This is a genomic window from Gordonibacter pamelaeae 7-10-1-b (assembly GCF_000210055.1).
Classification (GTDB): Bacteria; Actinomycetota; Coriobacteriia; order Coriobacteriales; family Eggerthellaceae; genus Gordonibacter; species Gordonibacter pamelaeae.
Genome location: NC_021021.1, coordinates 2,089,513 through 2,096,216 on the forward strand (window position 1 = coordinate 2,089,513; position 6,704 = coordinate 2,096,216).

6 protein-coding genes are annotated in these 6,704 nt (G+C 59.9%); all 6 read right to left on the minus strand.

Features of this window, described 5'->3' with window-relative positions:
* Window positions 1-209, minus strand: a 209-nt coding sequence (locus tag GPA_RS09655; RefSeq protein WP_041239411.1) for a laccase domain-containing protein, incomplete at its 3' end; no start/stop codon positions are given.
* A gap of 11 nt (window positions 210-220) precedes the next feature.
* Window positions 221-1,357, minus strand: coding sequence for a cell division protein FtsZ (gene ftsZ / locus GPA_RS09660; RefSeq protein ID WP_041239412.1), 1,137 nt, complete (start codon window positions 1,355-1,357; stop codon window positions 221-223).
* Window positions 1,358-1,737: 380 nt separating this feature from the next.
* Window positions 1,738-3,129, minus strand: coding sequence for an RNA-binding domain-containing protein (locus tag GPA_RS09665; RefSeq protein WP_015539751.1), 1,392 nt, complete (start codon window positions 3,127-3,129; stop codon window positions 1,738-1,740).
* 9 nt (window positions 3,130-3,138) lie between these two features.
* Window positions 3,139-3,705 carry a hypothetical protein gene (locus GPA_RS16840; protein ID WP_015539752.1) on the minus strand — a complete coding sequence of 189 codons (567 nt, stop codon included), beginning with the start codon at window positions 3,703-3,705 and terminating at the stop codon, window positions 3,139-3,141.
* Window positions 3,684-4,844, minus strand: coding sequence for an AAA family ATPase (locus GPA_RS09670; protein ID WP_315970804.1), 1,161 nt, complete (start codon window positions 4,842-4,844; stop codon window positions 3,684-3,686). The genes GPA_RS16840 and GPA_RS09670 overlap by 22 nt, the downstream gene beginning before the upstream one ends.
* A 91-nt stretch (window positions 4,845-4,935) precedes the next feature.
* Complete coding sequence (locus GPA_RS09675; protein WP_015539754.1) at window positions 4,936-6,318, minus strand: reverse transcriptase domain-containing protein; 1,383 nt, start codon at window positions 6,316-6,318, stop codon at window positions 4,936-4,938.
* Window positions 6,319-6,704 lie beyond the last annotated feature (386 nt).

Below are 6,704 nucleotides of genomic sequence, written 5' to 3' on the forward strand. Positions count from 1 at the left end.
CGCGCCACGGCCGCAGGGTCGTCGCCCACGTGCCCGCCCAGGTTGAGCGCGGCGTACGGCCCCTCGCTCACGCCGCCCGCGCGGCAGGTGAACGCGATGCGCACGCCGGTGCGCTCGAACAGGGCCTCGTCGGTGAGCGCCGATAAGCGACGCGCGCCGAAGAGGCGCGCGTCGAGATGCGGTACGGGAAAGGTTGCGGCCGATGCCATGCAGGCGGCCCCTAGCGCTGGCGCTTCAGGAAGTCGGGAATGTAGTCCTCGTCCGCGAAGCGGCCGTTGTTCGACGACGTGGAGAACGACACCGGCGGCATGGACTGCTGCGGGATGGACGGCGCGGCAGGCTCGGGCGTCGTGGACGCGAACAGGTCCTTGCGCGAGAAGTCCATGGAGGACTGCTGCTGCGCGCTTGCCTTGAAGCCGGTGGCGATGACGGTGATGCGCACCTGGTCGCCCATGCCCTCGTCCACGATCTGGCCGTAGATGATGTTGGCGTTGTCGTCGGCGCAGGCCTCGACGGTGCGGGCCGCCGCGTCGACCTCGGTGAGCGTGAGGTCCGGGCCGCCGGCGATGGAGAACAGCACGCGCGAGGCGCCCGCGATGGACGTCTCGAGCAGGTTCGAGTTCGTGGCCTGCTGTGCGGCGTCGAGCGCGCGGTTCTCGCCGGAAGCCAGGCCGATGCCCATCATGGCCGTGCCCGCATCCTTCATGACGGTGCGGATGTCGGCGAAGTCGAGGTTGATGAGGCCGGGGATGGTGATGAGGTCCGTGACGCCCTGGATGCCCTGGCGCAGCGTGTCGTCGGCGATGCGGAACGCGTCGAGCATGCTCGTCTTCTTGTCCACGATCTCGAGCAGGCGGTCGTTCGGGATGACGATGAGCGTGTCGACTTTCTGGGACAGCAGGTCGACGCCCTGCTCCGCCTGGTTGCGGCGGGTGCGCCCCTCGAACGAGAACGGCTTCGTGACCACGCCGACCGTCAGCGCGCCGATCTCCTCGCGCGCGATCTCGGCGATGATGGGCGCGGCGCCCGTGCCCGTGCCGCCGCCTTCGCCGGCGGTGACGAACACCATGTCCGCCTCGGCCAGCGCCTCGCGGATCTCCGCGCGGCTCTCCTCGGCCGCCTGGCAGCCCACCTCGGGATTCGCGCCGGCGCCAAGGCCGCGCGTCAGCTCCTCGCCGATGTGGATCGTCTTGTCGGCATCCGACATGAGCAGCGCCTGGCGATCGGTGTTGACGGCGATGAACTCGACGCCCTTCACCCCCGCCTCGACCATACGGTTCACGGCATTCGTGCCGCCGCCGCCGACGCCGACGACCTTGATGACCGCCAAATGCTCGGAACCCATTTTGTTTGGCATTGTATCCTCCACACCTGCTGCGTTTCTTTATGCTGCGTTTTCCCAACGTGGGTACAGTTCACGTGGGGTTATTGTACACGATGCTCAACCATTTGCAAATTACGCCGCGGTAATGAAAACCGCACGTCCACAATATGAAACCGGTGGCGGTGCAGCGGTTGATTGCGGCCGCCGATCGACCGCCGCATGCGGATCGATCGCAAGGAGGGCGGCACCCGCCGCCGCTCGGAATCAGGGCCTGTGCGCGAATTGGAGCGCGGGCCACCTCGAAGATGCAGTCATGCGCCTTGACCATGAATCCCAGGCGACGCTGACAGCCTGGCGGAGAGGGGAGACCCCTCGCCAACAGGCTGATTGGACCTACTAGCATGGTTGGCGAGCTACGGCAACCTGTAGGAGGTCGATCGACCGCCTGCCGTCGTGACCAAGACCCCCTTCTCGACCATGGCCCCCAAGCGACGCCTCACAGTCCTCGCGCTTGCATTCGTGAACCTCGCAACCTCGGACGCAGTCACGCTATCGCGCTCGGCAAGCATCGCCATCACAACCGATTCGGTGCCGCTTTCGTAGCCGGCAGCATTGCGAGGCCGCCCCGAAGCACCGGGAACCGGAACGAACGCTTTGAAGAAATCGCCGTCCTCAAGTTCGGGATCCTGACCCGAATAGAGTCGGGAGTATTTGAAGATGTTTCGAGTCCCACTCCCCAATTCCTCTGCACGTCCGATCTGGGAGAAGAAATTAGCGATAATGGGGTTTTTCGGCGTCGGATCGAGATTGTCGGGAGTCAGCGGCCCGGAGTACAGGGAGCGGCTTGCGTTTTTCGTTCGAATGCCCTCTTCATCGATAACAAGCTTGGCGATATAGGGGCTGATGAACTTGCGGTGAATAAGCGCGTTCGAAACGAGTTCTCGAACGATGACGTCCCTTGCGCTTACCCGCTGCATGCCCTCGAGGGCAAACGAGTCCGGAAGCCATTTCTCACAGAAACCAACGAGCAGATCGTAAGCCTCCAATAGATTGGTTTTCACAACGAGACGGTCATCGTAGCGATCGACGCTCTCTCTCCTCAATACGGCATCGGTGCGGTAAGCGGGAGAAACGTCGAGTATGAGGTCGTCTTTGCCGAACAGCATGATAGCTGCCAACGTGAACCCTTCTTTGCCCGTTTCAGGGTCGCGCGAATAGAGGCGGGAGCTGCGGAACAGCTCGTCGACCTCCAAGGAGAGCCATGGGTGGTTCATCCTGTTCACCAAGATCATGCTTTTGACCCGAGGTATCAAGTCCAAACGCAGATCCTGCTCGGTCACCCAAGGATACACGCGACGCTCGGTGTAATAGTTCTGCTTGCGCAGGTAAAGCGCGTTGATCTGAGCATCGCTCTTCACGCGGATGTCGGCGTCGGCAGCACGATCATACACCGTCCCCCTGAAACGAAACACCATGGGGCCCATAGGGACCCAAATGCGAAGAACGATAACCGCCCCCCCCCCGAAGGTTATGCGCTCGAACTCTATCGCCGGCGGGACGTTGAATAGATCGGGATTGTTCACCACGTTCACAATATTGCGCTCGATGGCGCTGACGGCCCTTGCGTCGATCCCCTCAACGGCTCCATCGTCCAACACGCCGAGCAGGATACTGCCCCCTTGCCTGTTCGCGAACGAGCAGATCGTCTCGAACGTATCCGCTCCCGGCTGATTGCCGCAGCGCTTGAACTCCAACGACAATCCTTCACCCCGGGAAAGATAGCCATCGAGCTTCGAACCCTCCATGCGCCCTCCTTACCCTCGGTTCTTTTCTGGCCATTTTACACGATTGGCCGGAATATGGCCGGAATATGGCCGGAATACGCGCACTATGCGCCCGGGAAGCAGCGGAACCACTTGCAGCTCTTCGACGAGGCAGTCGTGGGTCTTGGTCTTCGGGTCCCAGGCGATGCCGACGGCCAGGGAGCGAGCCGACCCGCGTTTCCCCAGCAGGCCGTCGGCGAAGAGCGCGGCGTAGTCACGTTTGCGGATCTGCGCGACAGCCTCTGCGGCGGTGCCGCCCGTCTTCAGCTCCACGATGAAGGGACGCCAGCGCGCCTCGGCGAGATTGCGGGGAATGAACGTCACGTCGGCCACGCCCTTGCCGGCCGGCTCCTCGCGACGCACGGCGTAGCGGTCGCGGGCTGCGAGGTAGACGAGGTTCACGAGCGCCGCCAGGTCGGCTTCATTCGCGTAGCGCAGGAGCGGCACCTCCTGGTCGTGGGCCGCCTCGATGACCTCGGCCATCGTCGCCACGTCGCCGCGAAGCGTGGCGTCCAGCATGTCCTCGCTGCGCCGGGTCAGGCGCGCGACGTAGCCCATGCCCTCCTTGGCCAGCAGCTTCTGGACTTCAGCATGAGCACGTGGTTGGGGATGGACACGCACCCGTCGTAGTACGTGAGGAAACCGTACACCACCATGGCCGAGAATATCTCGTCTTTCGTGGACAGGCTCATGGACGAGGCCGCGTAGTTCTCCATCTCCGCGCGCTCCGGCTCGCCGGCTGCCATGCGCACCAGGTCGTCGCGCACGGCGGCGATGTTGTTGCGCACGTAGCAGTGGATCTCGTCGTAGGGGCCCGACTCGGTCCAGCAGCTGCGCAGGCTGTCGTCGATGAGCGCCAGCACCACCGACCGCGGGTTGAAGCGGCGCTCGCCGTCCTCGGTGAGGTAGCCGTCGTACCAGTGCTCGAGCCCCTCGTAGCCTACCCGCGCGTCCGGTGTGCATGCGAGGTGCCGAGCGCAGAGCTCGCACACCTCGTCCTGGGTGAACCCGAAGAAGCGGTCGTAACGCAGATCCTCCACGGCGCCGTACTCGACGAACATGTTCAGCTCGGAGCCCGTGGAGTGCTTGGCGATGGAGAGGATGCCCGCCATGTGGGAGAGCTCGACGTAGGGCTTGGTTTTGAGCAGCTGCTTCAGGAGCATGAGGAACGAGCGCTGGCCGTCCTCGGTGAACAGGGGGTTGAAGAACAGGGAGTCCCATTCGTCCATGATGAAGCAGAATTGCGCTTTCGTGACATCGTAGACGCATTCGTGCGCTGCGAACAGGCCGATCCGCGGCTCGACGCCCGCCTCGGGAGCAAACGCGCGGAGGTCGTCGACGATGCCCGCGCGGATGGCGTCGATGTAATCTCGGTAGCTCTCGCATTCGTCAGGCAGCACGCTGAAGTCGATGTAGATGACGTCGTGGGCTCCGAGGTGCGCCATGGCCGCAGGGTCGCAGGACACTTCGAGCCCTTCGAACAGCGGGGCCGCGTCCAAGCCGCGCGTGAGGAAGCTCGCCAGCATTTGCGCGTTGACCGTCTTGCCTAACCGACGCGGACGCGTGATGCAGATATATCCCCCGTCTTGTCGACGAAGTAAGGCGAGCCCGTAATTCTTAAGGAGGTTCCCGTGGCATATATCAACAGTAACGCGCCGCCGGTCGGATATGGTTCGCAAGCCCAAGTATACCAACAACGACCCAGCGATCAGGATCCTTTCACAAAGCGTAAAAGAGCAATAACCCCTTGCGGCGCTTTTTTCGCAGCGGGGAGGTGCGTCGAGCTTTTCATGTCGACCTTAATGCCGATCGATGGCGGCGACCACTTTCGCGGACTTTTTTAGCGCGTCTCCGAATCTTGCGCTTATGGTTTTTCACGTCGACCAAAATGGGGTCATTCGGAAAAGCATTCTGAGCCCTTTCGGCGTAAGTTAGAAAATTCCCTCGACCTCCGCTCTTCCCAACTCGCTCGCGCACTTTGGCATTTCTCTTAGGCTTGCGGCCCCAATCACTGTACTCCAGATAAAGTGAATCGACTCGTTTTTTTGCTGGCCTGAACTTCCATTTGTACAACCGGCCTACTCTCCTGTACATGCGCTTGTAGAAACGACCGATAGTTCTTTGCCGCAGTCTCACCGACGTACCGTCAAAGGAGAACCCCAGATAGTCGATAGCGCATTTCGGCTCGTCTTCCGAGTCGAGCAGGTAAACCCCTCCGTCAACCATCCTAAACGAATGCGTCTTACGTGGATGAATCTTCAACGACGGCATCGTTCCGGCCAAACGTGAAAACTCATCCCGCCCCTCTTCAAACCCTTTCTCGGTAGGCACAACGAAGATGAAATCATCCGAATAGCGCATATATAAACCGTCGTGCCTTTCGGCTACAGCTTTGACTGCCGCATCAAATTCCAGCATGTATATGTTCGCTAGCGTGCCACTAATGGGAAGCCCCTGGGGTACACCCTTTTCTCCGTTTTCCCTCCATGGACGCTCAACCGAAGCGCCCACCATGTTTTTGAACTCATCAGAGCTCAGCACTCTGCCCCTGTTGTTGAGTCGTTTGACGCCGCTCTTCGTATAAGGAAGCCCGTAGTGGTCGAGAAGCTTTTCTATATCCCAAACCGAATGCCTGGTTGCATTCTTCAGCACATGGTAATAATCGTCCGGGATCGCACCGCCAGGGAACAATCGCCTAACCTGCTTTTTCAGATAAGCATGATCAAGCGTTTCGAAAAAGTCCTCGAAATCCCCCGCATAAGCGAAACAAGCTTCAAGATCTCTCATCTTCGAAAAAGCGCGCAACGCGAAGTCGCAGTTTGACTGCCCCTTGAGATGGGCGCGATACGCGATAGCGCAATCGCCAATGCCGATTTCGGTCGCAACATCGTTGTATCGTTCATTAAGCAAGCCCGAATAGTACTGATAAATGCATCTATCGAGGTGTGCGGCGTATTTTATAGGACGTGGATCGTTAAAAAACTTGCCATGTCCATCGGGCTTCATGCGGCGCAAGTCCCTCTGAATGAGGGGATAAAATGCATAGCTTTTTACAAAACCAGGATCCATGACAAGGTTGGCCTTGGCGGCGAACGAAGTCCTGAAATCAAAATGAACGTACGACTTTATCGTATGCGGCTTCTTAATGTAAGGAGGAATGCTATCCGTCATATCTCGTCTGCCCGGCAAGCCGGCCCTATCAAGTGGCGGCGTCCATTTCAGGGTCGGCTCGCTTACATAAATGCTGCGGCCATCCCGCAGCCCTTACCGCTTCATCGCGAAACGGTAGCCGCCTTTCGGGTCAAGCCCGTAAAGCAATCTTCATCTGCGGCACAATCGCCTTAGACGAAAGGAACGCATCCATGAGCCTCGCCGCGCTGTTTGTCAGCACCATTAGCCTAGCTGATGGAGATTTCGTGAGCATCCATCGATGGATGTTTACGACAGTGTTCCCCCACCGTGGCTAATTCCACGGTGCAAGATCATGTTAACTCTAACTCTATCGTTCTTGAAGTCCCAAGTTTTTCAATCAGCCAATAGGCGTCAAAACCACAATC

Coding starts and splice junctions, on each gene's coding strand:
- ftsZ (WP_041239412.1), bottom strand. CDS start 1,357: ATGCCAAACAAAATGGGTTCCGAGCATTTGGCGGTCATCAAGGTCGTC.
- GPA_RS09665 (WP_015539751.1), bottom strand. CDS start 3,129: ATGGAGGGTTCGAAGCTCGATGGCTATCTTTCCCGGGGTGAAGGATTG.
- GPA_RS16840 (WP_015539752.1), bottom strand. CDS start 3,705: ATGGGCTACGTCGCGCGCCTGACCCGGCGCAGCGAGGACATGCTGGAC.
- GPA_RS09675 (WP_015539754.1), bottom strand. CDS start 6,318: ATGACGGATAGCATTCCTCCTTACATTAAGAAGCCGCATACGATAAAG.